The following is a 23,350-nucleotide window of genomic DNA, read 5'->3' as shown; positions in this document are numbered from 1 at the left end:
TTTGGACCTCTCATTCGGCCGACCGGCCAAAATGGGCTTTGTCGCCATGTACCAAATCCGGCAAGCATCATGCCACAGGCGAAAAAAACGCCGATTACAACTGTTGGGGTGGGTTTTCGCGTTCCTCGGTATTTCTCGTGACCGCATTGATCGCCTGTGCCGAAAATGTCCGTCTTGCTTGTGGAAAAACTCTCCAAGCCGGCATTTATCCAAATAGGGGCATAAATCGCCATGGCGTGCCGGGTGTGAATGCATTGAGCGGATTCCCACCGATTGACAGAAGTGGTACGGAGAATGTAAGCCTTCAGGCACTGAAGCGGCGGCGCTGAGGCGTATCGGGGACCTGATGAGAAGTCTTCGTCAGAGCAATCAAGGACTCTCCGTGCGGGATTCGAACAAATTTTCTTTGACGCGCCGACTGCACATGACAGTCGGCGTCTGCATCGCGCGCATGATTCTGGCGATCGGGTTTCTGGCCTCGGTGTTCGGCTCGAACCCGCTTTACGCTGACGATCCGGACAACTGTTTGCTTTGCCACGGCTATCGCGGCCTGAGCCGATTCGACGAGACGCTGGATCGCGTTCACGTTTTCTTTGTGGACCCGGGATATTCCGCGGCACGTCGGGGGCCGCATGCGCGGTTGGCCTGCACGGCCTGTCACGAGCGATCCGAGGTTGCGAGCATTCCGCATGAGCCGGTGAGCCCGGTGAATTGCACGAGAGCGTGCCACCTCAACGATCCCGGCGGCCTTGAACGGCGATTCAGCCATGACAACATTCTCCCGATGCTGGCGCAGAGCGCGCACAGCGCCGAGGCGATCTCGAAGCTGTCGTTCAGCGGCGGAGCGCTGCTGGGCGAGAATCAATCGTTGTGCCTCTATTGTCATGATGAGCCGCTCTTCCGTGACCCGCTATTGACGATTCCGAACTTCAATGAGATCAGCGGCCGGGTTTTCGATCGATGCGACGTCTGCCATTCGGACAAGGTGGACGTGGATATCGAATACTACGTTCGACACATTGCCTCGCGGTTTCAGCCTGCACGGACGCCGCTGGAAATGGCCCAGGCGTGCGCAGTCTGTCACAGCGACACGCAGGTGCTTCGCGACACGGAGATGAAGGATTCCGTGGCGAGCTTCCTGCGAAGTTTTCACGGAAAGGCGGCCCTGCTCGGTGATTTCTCGACCGCCGATTGCCTCTCTTGCCATGTCCGCAGCGGCTCGAACGCCCATTTGATGCTGCCGCCGAAGGACCCGGCTTCCTCCGTTCATCCCGCCAATGTCGCCGATTCGTGCCGAAGCACGACGTGCCACCCGGGCGCCGATAAGCAGATTGCCGATACGGCGGTTCACCTGAACCTGCCCACGGCGCACGGGACGATCGAGTATTTCCTGGCGGCGACGTTTATTTTCCTGACGATCACGACGTTTGGTCCGTCGGCCGTGCTGGTTTTGCTCGATTTGTTTCAGGTGATCGTCGGGCGCAAGGCCCATGGTGAAGAGCGCACCCATCGACTGGCGAAGCGCATCATAAGCACCCCCTCGGGCATTGCGCGCCTGAAGAGATTCACCGTCAGTCAGCGCGTCCAGCATTGGGTGCTGAGCCTTCTATTTGTGACGCTGGTGATCACGGGCTTTCCGATGAAGTTTGCTGACCGGGCATGGGCGCCTCCGTTGGTCGCGATCTTCGGCGGTCTTGAGTACGCCCGGCTGGTGCATCACTGGTGCGGCATTGCGCTGGTGGTTGGTTTCTTCGCGCACATGGCAAGCGCTTTCATAGGGGTCCGCCGACGTGTCCGCGAGTTACAGGCAACCGCCGAGGGGGGCTGGAAGAGGGCCTGGCTCGAAATGCCGATGTGGATATCGCCGACCGATGTGAAGAAGACGTTTCAGCTTTTTGCTTATCTCCTCTTTCTACGGAAGGAGAGGCCGTCCTTCGGGCGATTCAGCCCGGCGGAGAAGTTTGAATACCTCGGGGTCTTCTGGGGCACGGCCCTGTTGGGAATCACGGGCATTCTTCTATGGGGCGAGCAGATCAGTTCGCATTTTCTGTCCGGTCGGGCGTTTAATCTGGCGACGATCGCCCACACCTACGAGGCGTTTCTAGCGGTTATTCACGTGGGAATCCTGCACATTTACAACGTCATCTTTTCGCCGAAGGTCTTTCCGTTATCCACCGCGACCATCGACGGCAATACGCCGCTGCCCAAGCTGGCGGAAGAGCACGGTGAGATGATCGAGCAGGTCGCACGGGAGATGGGCATTACCGAAGAACGCGAGTCGACCTATGAGTAGTCGAAAGCTCGAATCGCTGGTTCGGCAGGCATGGTGGGCTGTTCGCCTCGTGGTGCGGTTCCTTTGGGAGGCGATTCCGCGGGCCTATGCGGTGGCGATGGTCGTTCTGATTAGTTGGCTCACCTGGATGGCCGTCAGTTATCTCATTTCGTCACTTGCCTCGGATGAGGGGCCGCCCGCCCAGATTACGGGGCTGCCCACGCGATTGGATCGCTCGGTTCAGGCGGCATCGAGAACGCAGTTCGCCGCGATCGACTCGGCGGAATTTCCGCGCTCGCCGCTGGCACACTATCACCGCCTCGACAGTTGGATACAGCCGGACCGATTCAACGACTGCACAAGGAGCGGTTGCCACAACCCGATGCCCCATTCCAAACGCAAAGAGGTCCGGGCATTTCTGAACATGCACGCGACGAGCATGCACTGCGGCGTTTGCCATTTTGATGTTGCCCAGACGCCTCGACCTCTCACCTGGTATGATCTCGAAACCGGTCTTGCAGCGCCCTCGCCCGCGATCTTGCAGGCCTTTGACCTGCTGACGTCGGAGAAGGCGCTGAGGCAACGGGCCAATCCAACGAAGGCGGATCAAAGACGCTTGGTCGCGCTGCTTCGGCGAGCGGCTCGGGCGGCAAACGACTTGCCGGTGCTGGCCAGTCTCGCCGATCACTTTGCCGCCGTACATCCGTCGAGCGATTCCTTTCAAAGGCTGCTTGACGAGGCGGCGGACACCTTACCCAAACACTTTCGGGGGGAGTACGGCGTAAAACTGGCGATTCGAACCGAGTCGTCCGAGGAACCCTTGCTGGGGCACCCGAACACGGATGCCGCGATCGTGGCTTATCTCGCCGCGAAGGACCAAGCCGACGGAGCCGAACTGGAGAAGTTGCTCAAGGCGGTCCATCCGCTTCGCCGGGAGAAGGCGCTGAACTGCACGGACTGCCATCGTGGTGAAGGATCCTTGATCGATTTCGCGCAAATCGGTTATCCCGAGGCGAGGATCGACTTGCTCGTGAATCCCATCATCTTTCGCATGATCGAGCACATCGCGGCCGGCCGCTCGTTCCATCTGCCGGAAGTTGTCGGGCCCGAGCCGCTGCCGCCCCCGGCGCCGACCAGCCGTCGCTCAGAGTGACGTACGTATTCACGCTTACTGCGGGCTCAACTCCGCCATCGCCGCGTCAAGATCGCGGATCGAGATGTCCATGAGCTGCATCGCATAGTTCTTGTTGTGAATGCCGTTGCCTGCCTTGACGAAGTTCAGATTCGTGCGTGCCTGTATCACCTTGTCCTCGATACGCTGAGAAACCGTCTGGCCGGCCGCACGGACGTCCTTGATTCGCGCATCGACGCGATGGATCGAGGCTTCCACTTCCTTGACCGAGTTGTCCAGTTCGCTGAGCCACTGCTCGAACAATCGCTTGTAATCATCGCCGTGGCACGCGATGCACGTGGTTTCGGTCGCCTTGACCAGAACGGCGCCCTTGAAGTCGCTGCCTTCCTGTGAGTGGCACGCACGGCAATTCAATCTGGAACCGATCATTGCATTCGGCATGGCGTGGGCGACGCCGCTTCCCCCGATGCCCATGAGCATTTGGGCCTGTTCGGAATGGTGCCCGGCGTGGCAGTGCTGGCAATCATTGATGACCGGTTGGAGGTAATCCTCGCTGGTGCCCACGTGGAGCGCATCCACGAGCTTGTGCTCGATGGCGCGATGGCAGTCAAAGCACTTGGCTCGTTGGCCGGCGACATGAACGCGGTGGTATTTTTCCACCTCGGCGGTCGTGCGTCGATCGAACTCCTCCAGGTATCGCTCCTGATCGTGACAATGAACACAGTCGCGCCGGGTGACGACCGCATCGCCGCTGATGACATCCGCATGACAGCTCTCGCAGTCGATGCCGCGATTGACGATATCCAGGTGATCCATGAGCACGGGCGCGGCGGGCGCCGGAGTGTTGCTCAGACGGGCGAGGGCGGCGGGCGTGGCGCCGTGGATGGCGATCTTACGGGTCGGCGGCTCATGGCACTTGAGGCATTCGCCGGTATTGCGGTTGAACTCCTGGTTGGTGAAGTGACAGACAAAGCAAGACTGCTGGTCCACCGAAAAGTGGTGTTTTGAGGTCGCATCGTAGGTGTGACAGGCTGAACAGCTCAGTCCGGCCAACTGCATTTGGCGGAGCATATTGTGTTCCAGCTCCATGAGCTGGATCGCGTCTCCGGTCGCCTCGGGCACGCCTAGCTTCTGAAGAACCTGCTTTATGGTCGCCAATCGTATGGCCGCGGGCTTGACCGACCGCGCAGCCGCCGAGACTTCAGCCACGGCCTCCGGGATCATCCGGTTGCGCAGCCGCTTTTCACATTCCGCGAGCGATGCCTTGAGCTCCGCCATTTTGGCATCAGTCTGCAAGTGCTTTCCATGAACAAATCGCACGGTCGGCGATCGTTGAATCTCTGTTTCATGGCCGGAGACGATTCGCTTCTCAGATCGTATTTCGCCGATGAGAAAGACCTTGTCCATGTGCGCCGCATCGCCGTGGCAGCTCGATCGCATACAGCTCGCGTTATCGACGTGGGCCCGTGGTCGCCCCGCGCCGTATCTCCCGCTGAAGTAACTCGCGAGTTGCGAGAGTCCCCTGAACTTTGCATTGATTGTGTGCTGCTCGCCCGGCGCGTAGTGACACTCGACACACCAGACATCCAGCTTGGCCCCGTGGAGATCATTCGACCATGACTGATAGTAAGGGTCCATGATGTGACAGGTTCCGCAGAAACTGGGCCGGGACGTGTAGTATTCCGCGCTTCCGATCGTCACTGCTCCCATGACAAGCGCGGCTAGGGATAAAATCCCCAGCGTTCGCAACCATCGTCGAGGTAGCTTCTTCGACGATGGCGCGGCATTTGCCGGGTCACTGGATTCTGAGTTCCCCTTAGGACTTTGCTGCTTGGTATTTGACATGGCCGGTTCCCAGCAAGACTCGTGCCGAACCAGAGTTACCGCAGCGTATCGTGCATTCGACAGCGCCAGTTCGCAACCTATAATTCGATTCGGACTGCGTCCTGGCTGAATTCCCGACCTTTCTTTCATGACAAGTAGCGATTGCGAGTACCCCGCTTTGATGGATCACGACGACAGGCTGGGTTTGCTTCGTCGGCTCATGATCGCTTCGCTGCTATTCTGGTCCGCGACCGGGTCGACGGCACAGGCGGACGATCCATTCGTCGGATCGTCGCCGTCTCATTTCATCCACCCCGAAATTCCCGGCCTGCAGATGCCCACTGATGTGGCGATCGCGCCCGACGGAAGCGTCTTTGTCGCCGATGGCGCCAACAATCGGATCGTGCGCTTCGGCGCTGACGGCAAATGGATCGAGGACATTCGCGAGATCGGCGGCTCGTCTCTGCTGCACCCCCTGGGTCTGGACTATCACCCGACCGGCGGACTCTGGATTGCCGACAGCGGAAATCACCGGGCGATCCAGATGAAGCCCGATGGCTCTGCCGGCCGCGTCCTGGCGCCCGTCGCAGATGCGAATGAATATCCCGCGGACGTCACCGACATCGCCGTCACCGCGGACGGCAACACCGTTTGGCTGGCTGACAACGACAATCATCGGCTCATCCGGTGGAGCCTCGGAAACGACGGGCAGGTTCGAGTCGGTCGACGCGGCGAATCGCTCGGCCAGTTGTACCACCCCTTCATGCTCGCGCTGAATCCCGGGGGCGATGTCTTGATCACCGACGTCATGAACGGCCGGATCGCCGCGTTTTCGGCGGCCGGCGCGACGCTGGAGAGCATCGGCGCCTATGGCATCGACATGGGACAGATGTATCGTCCCAAGGGCGTTGTGACCGATGCGGATGGAAACGTCTGGGTGTCGGACGGCACGCTGAATGTCGTGCAGGTCTTCACCCAATACGGCGCGCCGATCGACGCGCTGCGCGGCAACGACGGAAGGCCGCTCACCTTTGCATTTCCCATGGGGATCACGTTCGATGCGCAGGGTCGGCTCTATGTCACTGAGTTGCTGGCGAATCGAGTGACGCGCGTTGTGATCAATCGGGGTGATGCCCAGAGTCGCCCCAGGCCATCCGCCAGGCGCACGAGCGTTGTCGGAGGCCAGGCGCGGTCCTGCACGGTTTGTCACATCGAGTGGATCGAACCGTTTTCGCGCGGCATGCCAACCGCGCTTGCCGCCGCGCCGGCCACGAGCGATGAAGAGCCTGCCGCCGGACGAAGCGAGACCTGTCTCTCCTGTCACGACGGCTCCGTCGTCGATTCGCGTCATCGCGTGTGGGACTCTCACGGCCATCGGACGGGCATCGAACCGCCGAGAGACATGAAAGTGCCGAACCACCTGCCGCTGGTCGGCGGAAAGATCGCCTGCCGGACGTGTCATTCCGCCCATACCGGCGGCCGCTTCGATGCCGACTTTCGCACGGCCGTTTTCCTCCGCGTTCCCAATCAGGCCAGTGAGCTTTGCATCAGTTGCCATCAGGACATGACACGCGGGCCGGAATTCGGAACCCATCCCGTCGGCGGTATGCCGTGGGTCATCCCGCAAAAACTCGTCGATGCCGGCGCTCGCGTTGGGCCGAATCCTCGGGAGCTGACCTGTCAGGTCTGCCATACGCCGCACGGCTCATCCGTCGATCATCTGCTCGTCATGGGGACGACCTCGAATCAGCTTTGCCTCACCTGCCACGATCGCATGCGTCCGGGCATGTTCCGCGACGGGCCGCACGTCGAGCATCCGCTGAGTCCCGCCGTCAATTCCGAACAACTGACGGCAATCCACCAGTTGGGGACGAAAGTCGGCGACGAAGGGCGGCTCATCTGTCTGTCCTGCCACAAGCTGCATCACGGCAAGGGCGAGCGCTTCATGCTGGCCGACGATCTGACCGACGGCCGCTTCTGCATTCGCTGCCACTCAGAGAAGACCAACGTGCTGGGTTCCTCGCACGACCTGCGCACGAATTTCCCGCAGGAGAAGAATCGCCTGGGCATGACGCCTGCTTCCGGCGGTCCGTGCAGCGCCTGTCACATGTTCCATCGATATGCGAGAGCGCCGGAGCCGAGCACCCTGGACCCCGGCGGCGGCAAGTGCATCACCTGCCATCAGGAAGGACGCTGCGCCGGCGCCAAGATCCTGGGCCCGGTGAACCATCCGGGCACGCACTGTGTCGATTGCCACAATCCGCACGATCCGGTCTTCAAGCCTTACCTTCGCGGACATGCGGCGGACGTCTGCTCGAATTGTCACGCGAACAGCGACGCCCTGGTCGGCGGTCCGCACGATTACCGTACGACGTCCACGGCGTGGCCCGAGGAATCCGTGGCGAAACAGGACCGCTGTCTGGTGTGCCACCGGCCGCACGGGGATGAAGAGACGCGGCTTCTTAGATTCGCGGATGGAGGCGTCGGAGCCGATGCCGGCTGTCGCGTGTGCCATGCATCCGAGACCTGGGGTTCTACAGGCGACACCGCGGTCGCGCATTCGCAAAAAATGGACCCGCGAAGGGATCACGGGAACCTGCCGCTCGCGATTCTGGATGAAGCGGGAACCAGGGGCGTCGGTTGCCGGACGTGCCATAATCCGCACGCGTCGATCAAGCACGATCCGCACCTGCTGCGAATCGCCGACGGCCAGACGACTGTCGACATGTGCAAGCAGTGCCATGTCAAGACATCGCACATCCAGCTCACCGCCCACGGAACGGCCGGCCTTACGAGCGCCGGCTTCGATGCGGCATCATGCAGGCCGTGCCATTCGATGCACGCCAACAAGTCAACGCTCTCCGATCGCTTGCTCTGGCCGCGCGATTTGACGGCGCCGGTGATGCCGAAGAATCCCGCGAATCGTTACTGCGCCGCGTGCCATCGCGCCGATGGTCCCGCGAAGCCGCCGGTCATTGCCGGTCACCCGAGAATTGTCATGAGGGCCATCGCGTCGCTCCCGGTCGGCGAGAGCCTGCCGCTCTACGACGAAAATGGGCGAGCTAGTTCCGACGGTCGCATCGCCTGCGCGACCTGCCACCTGCCGCACGGACAAACGATGAGCGGTAACGAAGCGGACCGACTGGCCGCGGGTTCGCGTCAGCAGCGCCGCGCCGCCCGGCTACTTCTGCGGCCGTTTAACGCACCGAATCTCTGTACCACGTGTCACGGTGCGGACGGTCTGCGGCGTTTTCTGTATTTTCACGACCCCCTGCGACGTGGTGGACCGCTCTCCAGCCCGCGAGGCCCGGTCGATCGATCCGGCGATATCAACGTGCGGGTCGCGCCATGAATGATTGGGCATCAGGGGGCGAATCCCGCGTGCATCGTCTTGCGGATTGATTCCGAGTAGGATGTCCGCTCACAATTGTCAGCAAAGGAGCATGATCCATGAGTCTTAAGACGTTTGGCGGTCTGGTTGTAGGTGCTTTGGCGACCGTGTTGATGGTGGGGGCCTGCGAGAAGAATGAAACGCCGCCCGCCAAAAGCGCTGAAAAGCCTGCGACAGAGGCAACCGATGCCGCGACCGGCGACAAGGGCGGCGATGATCTGGGGGCCTTCCTGAGCAAGGACAAGCCCGCGGGCACGAGCAGCGCGCTGCCTCCCGGCCACCCGCCGATTGAAGGCGCGGCCAAGACCGCTGCGCCTCAGACAGCGCAAGGCATGCCGCCGTCGCACCCGCCGGTCGGTGATGATGCCGCCGAGGCAGCGCCGCTTCACTGGGATCAACCCATCGAATGGAAGCCCGAGCAGGTCACCAGCAGCATGCGAGTGGCCCAGTATCTGATTCCCCGCGCCGCAGGCGACGATCAGGACGGCCAGATGATCGTGTTTCACTTCGGGGCCGGACAGGGCGGTCCGACGGACATGAACATCGCTCGATGGCGAAGCTTCTTTACCAATGCGGATGGAAGCCCGGTGGGCGATGATGCCGCGAAGGTGGAGAAGTCGGAGATCTCCGGCATGAAAGTGACGGTGCTGGATGTCGCCGGGAAGTATTCCGATCCGATGATGGCTCAGTCGGGGGGTAAGCCGATTGACGGCGAGGCCCGATTGTTGGCGGCGATCGTGGAGACCCCCAGCGGGTCATGGTTCTTCAAGGCGGTCGGCCCGAAGAAGACGATCGGCGAGAACGAGCCGGTCTTCCGCAAGCTGATTTCGTCGATCAAGTAGGCGCTGATATTCTTTATCAGGCGCGAGCCCCGCAGTTCGCTACGAATCGTCGGAAGCGTTGTCCACGCTGGATGCCGTGGTGGTTCCCTGCTTTTTGCCTGCAGGCGTGGGAATCGGCTCGTAGGTCTCGCCCACGATCAATTGATGCGTAAGCAGGTCATCGGCGAAGGCGACGGCCAGGCCTCGTCGAACATCGATCACCCACCGCACCGCTACCGCGCCGGCGAATGAGCCGAACAGCGCCAGGAAGACGGTGGTGATGTCCGACTGCCTGCTGGGCATCCACATGTGCAGGGTCTCAAACGCCGCGGCCGCGCCGGCCGATCCGAACATCGCGATGACGAGTTGACTACACCAGCGCAGCGTGGGGGTCGATGTCCTGTTGCCGGATGTCGATATCCGCGGGTCTTGTGCGGACAATCCGCCGATGCCGAATCGCGCCCACAGCATTACGGCGATGCCTGCGCCGAAGAATGCGTACCGCAGCAGATCACCGCTGATGTCGAGAAGAGCGACGTTGGGGCGGCTGTTAAAGTGCGCGAAGAACGGCAAGAGGCAGGGCCGGCTGAAGCCGGAAGAACCGTTTGGGGCAATGTCGAACGGAACGAGTTCGTACATCGCCACAACCAGCATTGCACAGGCAGCGGCCGCGCCCCATGCCGGTCGATTCGTGGCCTGACCCGCCGCCGTCCTGAATCGCCGCCGCGCCATCATGAATCCGGCCGCGCCGCCGATGGGCCACCCAATCAGGCTGGCGAAGAAGTGGGCGGTGTCGAGGCCGTAGGAGATCAGAAAGATGCGCACGACCGTGACCATGGCGGAGAGCGAGACGGTGACGAATCCCGACCACAGGAGCAGGCCGGCGCCGCTTCGACGATTGCGATATTGGCCCAGCACCACCATGGCGGCGATGACGGCGTAGGTTGCGACATCCACGGTGGTGTCCAGCGCGTACTCCCATTGTGCCCGCGTCCAGACTGCCGGGTTCCACTCGGTCTCACCCGACGGGCCGGCAAGCGACTGCCAATGGTGGGTCGGATCGACCGAGCCGTGACGATAGGCCTCGGCCGCCGTGTGGTAGCAATCGACGACAACGTCGTAGGGCCGCAGTGAAACGACGAGGACCGCACACACCGCGATGCGGCAGACGGCCTGCCACCAGTGTCGTCTCGCTTCTTCGATCGCACCCGCGACTCTCCGTCGAATCCACGCCTCAAATATGATGGTGAGCGCAGCGCCTACGGAGATGCCTATTACGTTCGATGACACATCCACCCAGGAGGGCACGCGCGAACGCACGAAGTGCTGCCCGTATTCCACCGCCAGGCTCAGGGCCGCGCCACAGAAGGGGAGAATCAGAATCGTGGCGATTCGGCTCATTCCGCGACGCCGCAGGACGGCGCCCGCCATCACGCCCAGCGGCACGTAGATCGAGATGTTGGCGAGAATGTCGGGCAGGTTGATCGGTCGCAGTCGCAGCCCGAGGTACCAGTAGGCGTCGTGCGTCCGGTCGACGGGCGCTGTGAAATCGAATGGCACAAAACATGCGTACACGAGAAAGAACGTCAGGCCGGCCAGAAGGAAGTCCAACAGCCGGCGATGAATCGCGTTGATGAGCGGTTCACTGGAAAGAGGCGTCGCGACGCCCGTTGTGGGGTCTGCCCGAAGGATCATCGCTTAGTTCTTGTCCTTCAGAAGTTCTTCCAGGCGTCGGAAGGGATTCTGGTCGCGCGGCAGGATCCGGTCGTCGTCACGCCAGGGACTCGGCTGGGTCGTGGTGTCGGCGGTATCAAATTCGACGAGCCCCCACAGGGAATCGCGCACGAGGTTGCGCATGTCCAGTTCAGCCTGCGCCTCGGCGGTTTGCCAGGCCAGCCGCAGGTCGTCCGGGTCCTCTTCATCCTCGATGGAAGCCGTATCAACCACGATCGGCACCCGATAGGCCGCGATCGGCTGTCGTTTTTTGACATCCCACAGCGCCCCGACCAGCCCGGTCTCGCCGGACTCATCCTCGGTCTGACCATAGATCAGACACAGATTGCAGTTGATGTTCGATGATTCGCGGAGGAACGCGCCGTATTCGACGCCGCGGGGGTCGATGCCCAGATCGCGCAGTTGCGTCACTTCGCGGATGGGCGGGAGCGTGTCCATCACCTGGTTCCAGTACGCGGCGCGCTCCACCGGCATGTCGCCCGGGCGAAGCCGTCGTCCCGCACCGGAATCCTGAACGATCGCGACGACTCGCGCGACCGAGAGGCCCGTGGGAAATCGCCCGACCGTGCGCGTGGCATCCAGAGGATGTTCCCCCGGCAACTGGACCGAGTCCGCTGAAATGCCGAGGTCGGCCGGCATGACGGCCGTCGTCTCCAGCGGCGGCGCGCTGCATTCCTGCTCGGGTCTTGCGCAGCCGCCGGCGAAAAGGAACCCGATCGCCAGACACGTCCATGATGCGTGCCGGCCATTGCGGACCGCTTTTCGCGCAGATCGAAGCGACATTCCGTGCGCCTTCCTGTTCGTGACAGCACATACCCCGCTATGTAGGGCGAGGTTTCTCCATTGCATATCGGCGTCAAAGTGGCGAGCGGCCGCTGGATGGCCCGATTCTCGCGTGTCCCCGATGACAAATTGATCAAAGTCGGCGAGTTGCGGCAGAACTCGGCAACAATTGCGCGGGTCGAACTGCTCCGAATCATCCCTATTGCCTTTCGCGGCAAGCAAACTTCATTCCAGCCTCACGGAGCGGCATGAGGAGTCCGATACGACATTACGAGAATCGAAGGCCGTCGGGGAACTCTCAAAGTGACGACTCATAACGCATTCCCATTTGATCTGGCAGCGAGCCTGGAATTCCGCCGCGCTCAGACGCCGGCGCGCGTTGCCGAGCCGAGGTCGAGACCGTCTCGCCGCGCACTGCTGGGTGGTTGTTTGCTCAGCCTGCCGCGCATCGTGTGGATGCTCATGGACATGGCGCTGGTTTGCGGTGGAACGATTCTGGGCGACAGCTTGTTTGTCTGGTGGGGCGAGTCTTCAAACCTGCTTGCACAATATCAGCTATGGGTGGGCAACGTGGTCCTGGCGATTTCCGTCATCCTGGCCGGAAGCATGGTCGGCCTCTACGAGCCCAGCACCCTCTGGGTCCGATCTCGAATCGTCGTGCGCTGCCTCATCACCGTCACCTTCGCGATGCTCGGCACCTGGCTGGTCCTGCACCTGTTCATGTATTCGAATCTCAGCCGCAGAGCCGCCGCCTGTGGAACCTTCGTGTTTCTGCTCACCGGGTCCGCCGTGCGACTCCTTTGCCATGCGGCGGTGCTTGACGTTCGACGAGGCCTGCTCGTCATCGGGCAGGGCCCACTGACCGGCTCGATCATTCGCTCAGTCAGACGCGGATCGGTGCCCGGCTATCGACTGGTCGGCGTCGTGAACACCGACCGAAGCGGCGCGAGCCCAAGCGGCGTCTGCGATATCCCGGTGGTCGGCCAGGTGGATGACATCGACAGGATCTGCCGCGAACACGACGTGGCCGAAATCGTCGTCGCCGAAACCGTCATGAGAAACCCGAAGTTTCAGCGGACGGCGCTGGCGGGACTGCACCTTGGTTGCCGCGTGACCGACGAGTCGACGTTTTACGAATCCACCTACGGCGAAGTCCCTGTTTCGCACATCACGCCGCAATGGTTCCTCGCGGCCGACCTGAAGGGCCACCGGCAGGAACACTCCATCGTCAAGCGGCTGCTCGATTTCATCATTGCAGGGACCGCGCTGATCCTGGCATTGCCGTTGATGCTGCTCATCGCGCTGGCCACCCGCCTGACCAGTCGGGGCCCGGTCTTCTACACCCAGACGCGCGTCGGCCAGGGAGGGCGAACGTTTTCCCTTTATAAGTTCCGAACCATGATCCCCGATGCCGAAGCCGGCGGTTCCACGTGGGCCACGGCAAATGACCCGCGCGTCACGAGAGTGGGCCGCGTCCTGCGCTGCATGAGGCTCGACGAATTGCCCCAGCTCTGGAACATCATCAAAGGCGATATGTCGCTGGTCGGCCCAAGACCCGAAAGGCCCGAGTTCGTCGTCCCGCTTTCGACGATCATTCCCTACTACGAAGAGCGCCACCTCATCAAGCCGGGCCTGACCGGCTGGGCGCAGATCAATTATCCCTACGGTTCGACGATCGCGGATGCCCGCCGAAAGCTCCAGCTCGATCTGTACTACATGAAGCACACATCCCTCGAGCTGGACTTGATTGTCATGCTGCGAACCTTCGGAACGTTCTTCCTCGGTTCGCGATAGCCGGCGCTCGGCCGTCATTCCTGGGGCGATCGCTTCCCCTGTTCCCAGAGCGCCCATCTCGCCTTGAGCTGCGCCAAATTCGCCTCGGTAAAGACTTCCGCCTTGATGTGAACGTCGGTGACGAACCTCCGGTCATCCGGCATGGTCAGTCGCAGGGCCATCGACAAACCCGCACGAATCGCCTCGCGCAGATCGTATCCGACCATGGCCTGAATCTGTCCGTCCTCCATGCGCGGCCACAGCGACGGGTCCGCATCGCAAACGACCATGGTGATGCCCAATCCGAAAAGCCTCTCGTGCGGCGGCAACGACCGCAGAGGCCAGTCGTCGAGTAATGCCCAGCAGCCGATTCGGGGGTACTTGCGGGATTCCGATTTGGCGAGTCGCACGGCCTCGGCCGGATCGCCTCCGCAGTCCACTTCTCGAACGACATGAACGCCGCCGGCCATGGGGAGTTCGTGCTGAAACCCGCGATACCTGAAGCCTTGCCTTTCATTAGCGCCGGCGGCATGGAGCAGCATGAGCGTCTTCGACCGCTTCTCCAATACCATGCCGCAGGCCGTGACGGTCTTTTCGCCAAGTTCAGATTCCGACGGCCCGCAATAAGCGCTGCGCCGCGACCCGATGATATCGCGGCCCACGACGACAACCGGTATTCCGCCGTTGGCGATTTCCGAAACGATCGCTCCCAGCGCATCGGGCTGGATTGGAATCACACAGATCGCATCCACATCATGGTCCGCCAGGCTGACAAGGATGTTTTTCTGTCCCACGGGAGAAGAAATGGGCGGCGCGACAGCCTCCACGGTGACATGGGGATGAGCTTCGCCAAAAGCCTTGGTCGTTGCCTCGATCACCCGCCAGGAAGCGACGTCTTTCCCTTCGCCGACAAACAGGATGCGAGTGGGTTCGATCCGCGATCGGGACTCTCCCGAGTTCTCATCGCAACCGGCTCCGACGGCGCACAAGGCGATGAGCCACGCAATCCGTGACCAATGCCGGGCACGTCGAATGGTCCCAATGATGCAATGAGAACGGTTCATGCGGTGTCAGCCCGTCGAAACCAGACGCTCATCACGCAAATGCTCATCCCTACGACCGCCCCGATGGCGTCGGCAAGCCAGTCACCAAATTCACTATCCCTTCCGACAAGTTCTTGAGTGGTCTCATCGAACGCCGCATAGACCAGGAGAAACGCCAGCCATCCCGCCAACACCGTGATGGAAATTCGGGAAGTCGGGCCCACAACGCGCCAGACGGTGACGATCCCGAGCGCACAGAACCCCATGAAATGAAGGAACTTATCGTTCAGGATCATCTGGGCAGGCTTTTCGGGAGGGGGCATATGGGTCGCAAGAAAAGCACCGGCCAGACAAAGCGCCCAAACCAGAGTTCGAAGATCGAAGCGACTTGCCTGACGGCGTTGTGGCGAAGCGGCAGGGGCCATGTCCGTCCCATGTTGACGAGGACTGCTCAGCGGAGCGCTTCCGTGGGCAACTTGTCAGCGGCCGTCGTCGGCGCTGTCGGCATGGCTCGATAATTCGCGACGGCGGCCTGGGCCGATTGCCTCGTTTCGGAACCGTCCACTGGATCGGCCGCCACGTTACCAGCGAGCATCACCGCGAGTTCTTCCGCAAGGGCCAGGTAGTCGAGCGCGCCGTTGCTCCGGGGCGCATATTCAAATATGGACTGTCCATAGCTTGGTGATTCCGCGAGCTTCACATTGCGGCGGATCTTCGCATCAAAGACCTTGGCGGCGCTCCACGGGACCGGCGTATTCCTGGCCGACTCCAGAAAGGCCGACAAGTCGTCGATGACTTCGCCCGACAGACGCGTGCCCGTCTCGTACATGGTGATGACCATGCCGGCGACCGTCAGACCGGGATTGATCCGTCGCGACACCAGGCTCACTGTTTCGAGCAGCTTGCCGACGCCTTGCAGCGCGAGAAAGTGGGGTTGAAGAGGAACCAGGACGCGCGTGGATGCGGCGAGGGCATTGAGCGTCAACACGCCGAGCGATGGGGGGCAGTCGATCAGGGCGATGTCGAACGGCCACGCAGCGCCGTAGATCAAGTCGCGCAGGATCACCTCGCGGCCGACGACGCTCACCAGTTCCATTTCCGCCGCGGCCAGATCAATTTGTGCAGGAACGATTGAGATGTTGGGAGAGCGCAGGTGGATTGCCGAAGCAAGCGGCATGTCCGTGGTGAGGACTTCGTAGATGCCCGCGCCCTTCGCTTCGCCGTCGAGTCCCAGATGAGTCGTCAGGTGGCCCTGTGGATCGAGGTCAATGAGCAGCACGCGTTGCCCTCGCTCGGCCAGCGCCGCGCCGAGGTTAACGGTCGTGGAAGTCTTACCGACTCCGCCCTTCTGATTGATGATGGCGATGCATTCCATTGCCGATGGCGATCCCTCAGCCCGCCCAAACTCACGGGCGACCCTGGAATGATAAGGCCAAATGCCATCGAAAGGGAAGTGATGATCGAGGGGGGCGGCGGCTGCGGCGATTGCGGCGCAAAAAAATATGGAAGGTGCCGCCGTGGCAAGAGCACCTTCCATTAGGTTTGTAAGCCCTCGCTTCAGCGAAGGCCCGGGTTCCGAAGTCAATGTCTCAATTTAATGAGACCGCTTTAGGAACCCATGCTTGGTGGCTGTTGGCTACTACTTCTTCCGCTTCTTCTTGGTAGCCTTCTTCTTCGTAGCAGCTTTCTTCTTGCGCTTAGCCATCAGCGTCACCTCCTTTCATGTAATGTTGGAAAGTCTAGAGTCGCCTCAATACTTGTCAACAAAAAACTTTCCGTGCGACCATATTTGTTTTTTCGGCGCGCACGGGCGAAACTCATGACAGAATCCGTTCCGAGGGTAGCCCGGAGGCGACGATCTTGAGCCGTTCGCGCGCGATTATATTTGATCTCGACGGTACGCTCGTCGATTCCCTCGATGATCTGACCGACGCTCTCAACGCAGTACGCAGCGCGGTCGGCGGAGCGCAAGTTGATCGCAAAGATGTGCGCGGCTGGGTCGGTGACGGACTTCCCGCGTTATGTCGCCGCGCATGGCCGGATGCGGACGACGCCGAGCTCCAAAAATTCATTTCAATGGCCGCGGATCAATACCGCGCGCGATGCGTCGCCAAAACGAGACCGTACGGCAACATATTGAAAATGCTTGACTTACTGAAAGCGCGGGGTGCGCTGATGGCCGTGCTTTCCAATAAGCCGCATGAGTTGACGCAACGCGTCGTCAGCGAATTGGGAATGGAAAAGTTCTTCGTCGAAATCCGCGGTTACGTCACCGAACCGGAAAAAAAACCGTCGCCGCAAGCCGCGCTGTCCATCGCGGATACGTTCGGCATGGACCCCGCGAATATCATGCTCGTCGGCGACTCCATCGTGGACATTCAGACCGCGCGTAACGCCGGGATGACCGCTGTCAGCGTGACCTGGGGGTTTCAGGAAAAAATTTTCCTCAAAAGCGCCGGTCCCGACCATTTTCTGGACGACCCGCTCGAAATTTTTTCCCTGTTGGAATGAAATTTTTCGGGGCACCACCCATCTCGTCACTTGTTTCGAGCGATTGGCGTGGCAAGGTTGCTGACTAGTTCCACTTCACCGCCTCTGCCGCAAAGACCGGTCCCTCCGTGCAGCACAGGGCATACCGCCACCCGTCTTTCCGCGCCGGATCCACCACGGGAACGACGCACGACTGACACGTTCCCATGCCGCAGGCCATCACGCGCTCCATCGCGAGCTCACACGCCACACCCCGATCGATGCACATCGACGCCACGGCGCGCAACATCGGATTGGGACCGCATGCGAAGACGACCACCGGAGTCGTCTGACCGACGCGGAAGAAGAATCGCTCCATCGCATGGGTCACCTGTCCGCGCAGACCGATGGAACCGTCGTCTGTCGTGACGGCAAGCGGCACGCCGAGTCGACCGAATTCTTCCGAGCATAAGGTCATCTCGCCGTCGCTTGTCGGAGCGCTGCTGAGGCTCAGCGGGATGAATCGCCGCTCTCTCGCGCCGAAGATCGCGTGGCACGAAACGCCGTTTTTTCTAAGGATTTCCGCCTGCCAGCGGATCGGCGGCAGCCCGATTCCACCCGCGACGAGCAGCGCATGGTGCGAAGCCGGTGGCACCATGAACGGCCGTCCGAGCGGACCGAGCACGCTGATCGCGTCGCCCGGTCTGCGACGATCCAGCCACGCCGTTCCCGGCCCGACCACCCGGCCCAGCAGGTCAATCTCAACCGTCGCCGAGTCGCGTCTCAGGCCGCCGATGCTGAACGGGCGGCGCAGCATTGCAGATGCGACGTCGCCGGCAACGGGCGAGGCATCGCGGCACAAGACCTGGACGAATTGCCCGGGCGCCGCGTCGGGAAAATGGTCGAACGAGATGGCCAGCTCGAAGTGCTCGTCACACAGCGTGCGCCGGCGCAAGACTCGGCCGGCAAAGATCCCACGGGCGGCAGTTGTCGTGTTCGTCATCGCAGTGGGCGTCACGATAGCGTGTGTATGAGGATGGCTTCAAGGCGGGGAACGCCAGGGGTTTACAAAATGGGTGGTCTTGCGCGGACCGAGTGATCGACCTGTCCCCCCAAAAAATAACCTCCGGATCAAAACCGAGTTTCGATCCGGAGGAGCGCCACGGCTAAACAGCCGTATTCGTGGCGAATGCCTTCAAATTGGGGCCGACGTACTAGAATACCATCGACGAATGGGACTCTATCACACGCATTCGGCAGTGTCAACGAAACTCTGAGACGGGCTAGAATATCTATAACCTTCGCCCAGACAATTAGTTAACAAATTTCACCAACGCTTCGTCTACAAGTGCCGCCTACCGCTGGGGATGGAGGTAAAGGGGCACAAAACACAGGCGTTTTGGAGTATAGGGCGTAAAAATCCGCAATGGTGCCAGAATGGCAGACGCATGCGCATAAGATTAGTATTTACAAGGATGTATGTGAAATCTAATGCCTGTTCTCCCCCAGGTAGCCCGCGCGGAGCCTTCAGCCGACTCCAGCCGCGTTTCCACTTTCTCTATTAGAAGGGAGGCATGGTGTGACTCCTGGGCCGAACGCCACTTTGGATGGGGGTCAGGGGACTGGTTCAGTTGGTTTCAAATTCGCCGCCTGTTCGCATTCCGACGAAATCGAAAGTCTTTGCTAAGATGGTTGACCTATGTTTGACGCACTCTCTGATCGATTCAGCGAAGTCTTCCGCAAGATGCGCGGCCGCGGCCGCATCACCGAGGAAAACATCACCGAGATCATGCGCGAGGTTCGCACCGCGCTGCTCGAGGCGGACGTCCATCTCGACGTCGCGAAGAAATTCTGCGCTCAGGTTACCGAAAAGGCCATCGGCGCCGAGGTCATCAAGACCCTGCACCCCGAACAGGTCATGGTCAAGATCGTCCACGATGAGCTGATCGGGCTCATGGGCCCGGTCGATTCGCGCATCCCCTGGGTGGCGAATCCGCCCACGATCATTCTGATGGCCGGCCTGCAGGGTTCCGGTAAGACGACGACCTGCGGCAAGCTCGCCAAGTACTGCCTGGACCGCGGCAAGAAGCCGCTCCTCGTCGCGGCCGACCTCAAGCGACCCGCGGCCATCGACCAGCTCGAAGTTCTCGGTCAACAGTTGGGCGTTCCCGTTCACGCCGAGCGCGATCATCAGAACCCGGTCAAGGTCTGCCGCAACGGCGTGATGCTCGCCCAGCGCCAGCTCAAGGACGTGGTCATCCTCGACACCGCCGGTCGATTGGCGATCGACGAAGATTTGATGCAGGAAGTCGCCAACATCGCCCAGACCGTGCAGCCGCATCAGATCTATCTCGTTCTCGACGCGATGACCGGCCAGGACGCCGTTACGACGGCCAAGCACTTCAACGACCGTCTGGAGCTCGACGGCGTCATCTTTACCAAGTTCGACTCCGACACGCGCGGTGGGGCGGTCCTCTCGGTCAAGAGCATCACCTCCAAGCCGGTCAAGTTCATCGGCGTCGGCGAGAAGCTCGACCGCCTTGAAGAGTTTCACCCCGAGCGCATGGCCGGGCGCATCCTCGGCATGGGCGACATCGTCTCGCTGGTCGAGCACGCCCAGCAGCAGGTCGATGTCGACGAAGCCGCCAGACTTGAAGCCAAAATGAAGAAGGGCCAGCTCTCCCTGGACGACTTCATCGGCCAGATGGAAAAGGTCATGGGGGGCCGCTCGCTCAAGGACATGCTCAAGATGATCCCCGGCGTCGGCGGCATGATGCGCGACACCGACATGGAGATCGACGAAGGCGAGATCGTGCGCATGAAGGCCATCGTCCAGTCGATGACCCTGACTGAGCGCGCCAATCCCAAGATTCTCGATGCCTCGCGCCGTCGACGCATCGCCCGCGGCAGCGGGACCGACCCCGAGGATGTCAGCGGCCTGTGCAAGCAATTCCTCCAGGCCCGGGACATGATGAAGCACATGGCCGGCCTGTCGATGATGGACCGGATGAAATTCGGCTCGCAGATGGCGCAGATGTCCATGGGCGGGGGGAAGATGCCGACCTTCAAATCGCCGGCCCGGCCGAAGTATCAGCCCACCAAGAAGGACAAGCGCAAGGCCCGGAAGCGAAAAAGCCGGTAGCAATGTCCGATTCCATTGGACGGCAACTCGATTCGACTGCCATGGCCGGGCCGCAGCCCTCCGTAAGCGACGAAGAAATCTACTGCCCCCTTTGCAACTACAACCTCACCGGCGTTCATTCGGGGCGCTGTCCCGAGTGCGGGGGGATCTTTCATCGCGAGGCGCTCTTCGCGGCCCAGAAGGCCAACCAGATCACGCTGATACCCTGGGACGACCCCGAACCGATGAGCGTCTTTCGTCGATTCGGCCGCACCCTTTCCGTCTGCCTCTTCAACGCCCGGCGATTCGCATTCGCGTTCAGCGCCCAGCCGCAGCGCACCCGCGCCGCATCGTTTCAAATACTCGTCATGTTGGTCGTGGCGGCGCTGAGTTGTTTGCCTGTCCTGGTCGGGGCGGCCGTCTCTCGCTCCGGCAAGAATCTGGTGCTGACGGTGGACGTCGACGACGTGCTCGGCATCGGCCTGCTAACCGTCGCAGTCATTCTCATTGTGCTCGTATGCCTGACGCTGCTCTCTGCCGCGATCCTCTGGCTGCTCTGTCCACACTATGACGGAAGCCTGAAATTTGGCCCGTGGTACGCCATCACGGCCTATGCCACGGCGCATTGGCTGTTCATTGGGGCCGGGTTGCCGTTCTACTTTCTCTTTCTGAAATGGAGCGGCGGCGAACCGACTTTGGCCATGGTGACCATGTTCGTCGTCATTCTGCTGGGTTGCGGATCGCTTCAAGTCGCGACGATCGGCGGCATCGTCAAGCTGCGAACGGCGCCATCCGCGAGTCGCCGAATCGCGATCCTGCTGCTCGCCCTGATGCACGGGGCCACCGCGCTCTTCGCACCGGTCTTAGGCGGCCTCGTCGCCGGCGTGCTCTGGACGGTGCTTTGAGACGTCAGGTCGACACTGGCCCCACAGGATCGAGCTAAGAGCCGGAAAGCCTTGACATTGTCCAAGTCAAAGCCGACTGCTAGACTATCACGACGTCATCGGTCGATGATGGTTGAGAAGACTCGACCGACCACCGCCGCGAGGACCGCCTTGAAACGAATTGGCATGGATTCCACCCCGACGAGCCTGATACCCGACAAGTCGATGCGCTGCGTCGGCCTGGCCGGTGTTCTCGTCGGAGCCGTCGCCCTGATCGGCGTCGATCTCGTCTCCGCCGATCGCGTCAGCCATCGCCACGCCCGCGTCCCCGCCGCCATTCAGTTCGTCTCTTCGGCCGACGCCGCCATCACCGTCGGCTCCGTCGGCGCCGTGACGCTCGCCCTCGCCCTGCTCCTCTGGCTGGGCCGGCGAACCGCTGATGCAGGCGTCCCGCTTCGAATCGCGGCATCACACTCGCCCCGTATCGACGACTCCGTCAAGGCGTCCCGCCGCCGCAGGCTCTCCATCTCCTACCGCTCCGGCGGTCTCTACGGCCCATAGACGCGCTCGCACGATCCCTTCCGCGATTCCGCATCGATTCGAACTTTCTCCGTCGGCCTTTTTTGAATCTATTCTTCCCGAATATTTCCGGGTGCACATATGGGCGTCATGACTTTTGTTGGGACAGGATTTCGCAAGGTATTCGGCTCGCGCAACGACCGCCTCCTCAAGGCATACGGTCGCATTGTGACGCGAATCAACGCGCTCGAGAGCGATCTGCGCGGCGACTACGACGCCCGCATCGCCGCGGCAGTCGCCAAGCTGCCCGCCGATCTCCCGGAAGAAGAGCGTCCCGCCGCGATCCAGAAGCTGCGCGTGGAGCACAGCCAGGACCTGCGCGACCGCACCGCCAAGCTGAAGGAGCGCTTCGCCGCCGGCGAGTCTGATCAATCCATCCTCCCCGAGGCCTTCGCCCTGCACCGCGAGGCATCGCGCCGAGCCCAGAATCACCGGCATTTCGATTGCCAGTTGATCGGCGGCATGGTGCTTTACGAAGGCAAGATCGCCGAAATGAAGACCGGCGAAGGTAAGACGATCGTCTGCCACCTGGCCGCCTTCCTGAAGTGCCTTCAGGGGCTCAAGGTCCACATCATCACCGTCAACGACTACCTCGTGCAGCGCGACGCCGAGTTTGCCCGGCCCGTCTTCGAGTTACTGGGGCTCACCGTCGGCTACATCCAGTCGCAGGTCGACCCCGGCGGCCGAGAGGGCATCCGCGCCAAGGCCTACGCCTGTAACATCACCTACGGCACCAACAACGAATTCGGCTTCGACTACCTCCGCGACAACATGAAGACCGCCGTCGAGGACCAGGTGCAGGGGCCGCTCGACTTTGCCATCATCGACGAAGTGGACTCCATCCTCATCGACGAGGCCCGCACGCCACTCATCATCAGCGGTCCCGCTGAGGACGATGTCACGCGCTACCGCACCGCCGATGCCGTGGCCCGGCAGCTCATCGCCAAACAGGCCCAGGCCAACGCCGATACCGCGCGCCGATTGAAGGAGTGGGGCGACAAGCCGCCGAAGGAATGGGCCGAGCTCCCCAAATTCGGCGATGCCATGCGCAAGTTCAAGGTCGATCCCACTTGGATCAAAGAGGACGAAGGCGAGGCCATCGGCCATAAGCAATACTACGTCGTCTCCAAGGAGCGCAAGCACGTCGCCATCACTCACGACGGCATCACCCTCGCCCAGGAACAGCTCGGCGTCGGTTCGCTCTACGTCGGCGCGAACATGGAATGGCCGCACCTCATCGAGAATGCCGTCCGCGGTCACGTTACCTACGAGCGCGATGTGGACTATGTCGTCAAGGACGGCGAGATCATCATCGTCGACTCCTTCACCGGCCGCCTGATGCATGGCCGCCAGTGGTCCGACGGTCTTCATCAAGCTGTCGAGGCCAAGGAAGGCGTCAAGGTCAAGGAAGAGACGCAGACCCTGGCGACCATCACCCTGCAGAACTTCTTCAAGCTGTACACCAAGATCAGCGGCATGACCGGCACGGCGATGACCGAAGCCGACGAGTTCATGAAGATCTAC

16 protein-coding genes and 1 pseudogene are annotated in these 23,350 nt (G+C 61.4%); 10 read left to right on the top strand and 7 right to left on the bottom strand.

Annotation, left to right across the window (positions count from 1 at the left end; translation table 11 throughout):
- The first annotated feature begins 424 nt into the window (after positions 1-424).
- On the top strand, positions 425-2,293 hold the full coding sequence (locus HS101_00675; protein MBE7504781.1) for a cytochrome b/b6 domain-containing protein: 1,869 nt from the start codon (positions 425-427) through the stop codon (positions 2,291-2,293).
- Positions 2,286-3,425, top strand: coding sequence for a hypothetical protein (locus HS101_00670; protein MBE7504780.1), 1,140 nt, complete (start codon positions 2,286-2,288; stop codon positions 3,423-3,425). Before HS101_00675 ends, HS101_00670 begins: the two co-directional genes overlap by 8 nt.
- Before the next feature lie 15 nt (positions 3,426-3,440).
- On the opposite strand, the gene HS101_00665 is transcribed toward HS101_00670, so the two are convergent.
- Positions 3,441-5,114 (bottom strand): NapC/NirT family cytochrome c, encoded by a 1,674-nt coding sequence (locus HS101_00665; GenBank protein ID MBE7504779.1) that lies wholly within the window; start codon positions 5,112-5,114, stop codon positions 3,441-3,443.
- A gap of 262 nt (positions 5,115-5,376) precedes the next feature.
- Here HS101_00665 and HS101_00660 point away from each other — a divergent pair, with 262 nt between their 5' ends.
- Both HS101_00660 and HS101_00655 read left to right on the top strand, forming a co-directional pair.
- On the top strand, positions 5,377-8,580 hold the full coding sequence (locus HS101_00660) for a hypothetical protein (GenBank protein MBE7504778.1): 3,204 nt from the start codon (positions 5,377-5,379) through the stop codon (positions 8,578-8,580).
- A gap of 98 nt (positions 8,581-8,678) precedes the next feature.
- Positions 8,679-9,461 (top strand): hypothetical protein, encoded by a 783-nt coding sequence (locus HS101_00655; GenBank protein MBE7504777.1) that lies wholly within the window; start codon positions 8,679-8,681, stop codon positions 9,459-9,461.
- Between the two features lie 39 nt (positions 9,462-9,500).
- Here HS101_00655 and HS101_00650 read toward each other — a convergent pair whose 3' ends face one another.
- The gene (locus HS101_00650; GenBank protein ID MBE7504776.1) at positions 9,501-11,135 is read right to left on the bottom strand and encodes a VanZ family protein; all 1,635 of its coding nucleotides are present in this window, start codon (positions 11,133-11,135) and stop codon (positions 9,501-9,503) included.
- A 3-nt stretch (positions 11,136-11,138) separates the two neighbouring features.
- Positions 11,139-11,957, bottom strand: a complete 819-nt coding sequence (locus HS101_00645) for a hypothetical protein (protein MBE7504775.1) — start codon at positions 11,955-11,957, stop codon at positions 11,139-11,141.
- Positions 11,958-12,260: 303 nt separating this feature from the next.
- Between HS101_00645 and HS101_00640 the strand changes: the two genes are divergently transcribed.
- On the top strand, positions 12,261-13,751 hold the full coding sequence (locus HS101_00640; protein ID MBE7504774.1) for a sugar transferase: 1,491 nt from the start codon (positions 12,261-12,263) through the stop codon (positions 13,749-13,751).
- A gap of 14 nt (positions 13,752-13,765) precedes the next feature.
- Here HS101_00640 and HS101_00635 read toward each other — a convergent pair whose 3' ends face one another.
- Genes HS101_00635 through HS101_00625 form a run of 3 tightly spaced genes read right to left on the bottom strand, consistent with a single transcriptional unit; the run spans position 13,766 to position 16,148 of the window.
- Entirely contained in the window at positions 13,766-14,794 is a 1,029-nt protein-coding gene (locus HS101_00635) for a substrate-binding domain-containing protein (protein ID MBE7504773.1), read from the bottom strand.
- Complete coding sequence (gene vanZ, locus HS101_00630) at positions 14,791-15,198, bottom strand: VanZ family protein (GenBank protein ID MBE7504772.1); 408 nt, start codon at positions 15,196-15,198, stop codon at positions 14,791-14,793. The genes HS101_00635 and vanZ overlap by 4 nt, the downstream gene beginning before the upstream one ends.
- A 26-nt stretch (positions 15,199-15,224) precedes the next feature.
- Positions 15,225-16,148, bottom strand: coding sequence for a ParA family protein (locus tag HS101_00625; GenBank protein MBE7504771.1), 924 nt, complete (start codon positions 16,146-16,148; stop codon positions 15,225-15,227).
- A 485-nt stretch (positions 16,149-16,633) separates the two neighbouring features.
- Here HS101_00625 and HS101_00620 point away from each other — a divergent pair, with 485 nt between their 5' ends.
- The gene (locus HS101_00620) at positions 16,634-17,284 is read left to right on the top strand and encodes an HAD-IA family hydrolase (GenBank protein ID MBE7504770.1); all 651 of its coding nucleotides are present in this window, start codon (positions 16,634-16,636) and stop codon (positions 17,282-17,284) included.
- Between the two features lie 64 nt (positions 17,285-17,348).
- Here the strand turns inward: HS101_00620 and HS101_00615 are convergent, their stop codons facing one another.
- On the bottom strand, positions 17,349-18,245 hold the full coding sequence (locus tag HS101_00615; protein MBE7504769.1) for a dihydroorotate dehydrogenase electron transfer subunit: 897 nt from the start codon (positions 18,243-18,245) through the stop codon (positions 17,349-17,351).
- 696 nt (positions 18,246-18,941) lie between these two features.
- On the opposite strand from HS101_00615, the gene ffh reads away from it, so the two are divergent.
- The 4 genes and pseudogenes from ffh (at position 18,942) to HS101_00595 (ending at position 23,242) form a co-directional block, all read left to right on the top strand.
- Positions 18,942-20,384 carry a signal recognition particle protein gene (ffh, locus tag HS101_00610; protein MBE7504768.1) on the top strand — a complete coding sequence of 481 codons (1,443 nt, stop codon included), beginning with the start codon at positions 18,942-18,944 and terminating at the stop codon, positions 20,382-20,384.
- 2 nt (positions 20,385-20,386) lie between these two features.
- The gene (locus HS101_00605; GenBank protein ID MBE7504767.1) at positions 20,387-21,268 is read left to right on the top strand and encodes a hypothetical protein; all 882 of its coding nucleotides are present in this window, start codon (positions 20,387-20,389) and stop codon (positions 21,266-21,268) included.
- A gap of 165 nt (positions 21,269-21,433) precedes the next feature.
- Entirely contained in the window at positions 21,434-21,808 is a 375-nt protein-coding gene (locus HS101_00600; GenBank protein ID MBE7504766.1) for a hypothetical protein, read from the top strand.
- 99 nt (positions 21,809-21,907) lie between these two features.
- Positions 21,908-23,242: pseudogene (locus HS101_00595) on the top strand (hypothetical protein).
- The last annotated feature ends 108 nt before the right edge of the window (positions 23,243-23,350 follow it).

Source organism: Planctomycetia bacterium, from assembly GCA_015075745.1.
Taxonomy (GTDB): domain Bacteria; phylum Planctomycetota; class Phycisphaerae; order UBA1845; family UTPLA1; genus UTPLA1.
The sequence above is the reverse complement of the archived record's forward strand: the minus strand, read 5'-3'. Positions and strand labels throughout refer to the sequence as shown.